General features: G+C 36.6%; 1 protein-coding gene. It reads right to left on the reverse strand.

The genetic code is table 11. The features are described from left to right. Positions 1 to 68 precede the first annotated feature (68 nt). Positions 69 to 584 carry a hypothetical protein gene (locus ACY2RQ_RS19670; protein ID WP_490114713.1) on the reverse strand — a complete coding sequence of 172 codons (516 nt, stop codon included), beginning with the start codon at positions 582 to 584 and terminating at the stop codon, positions 69 to 71. Between the last annotated feature and the right edge of the window lie 61 nt (positions 585 to 645).

A 645-nucleotide genomic window follows, 5' to 3' on the forward strand; every position in this document is an offset into this window, starting at 1 on the left:
CATAACGCCTAAATCAGGTGCGCCGTAGGCGTCACCTGGATTTACTTGTTACATGCGTGTTGATGGTTTTACATAGACCTAAATTTGTAGATGAGGTTTTTTAAACCAGTGACACCAAATATAAGATAAATAGCTACTAATATTTCTGCAGCTGTAATGACAAGGTTTATCTTTATTTCTTCTCTAGTGTATAGCTGACCAAGGCTCAATCCATTTTCAATTGCGTTAAATATCATTAAATTATCAACAATATCTGGTATGGCATAAGACAGTATGTAAATGCCAATTAATATTACTCCGGCAGTAAGGATAGCTTCCCCATTCTCCTCAACAACTCGCTCATCACTATCTGATTTTGTTGATAAGAGCAGGCTAATTGTACCAGGAAACTTGATCATTATTAGTGCGGTCAAAAACTTTATGATATGAACCCCAATCACTAGATAGTAAACAACTAAGTCTTGATCTTCGCGATGAGAGAATGTAATCGTCTGATACCAATATGGCGTTTGAGTCGCTACATGTAAGAGTAAATATATACCAGAGAGTCTTACTCCTACAGAAACGAGTTCATTGATTTTCACTGCAGATCCTTACTATTTGTTATTGCGGTGTTTATGTTTGTACTTAGAAGCATGTAACGCC

Source organism: Parendozoicomonas sp. 209JJ7-1 (assembly GCF_058147085.1).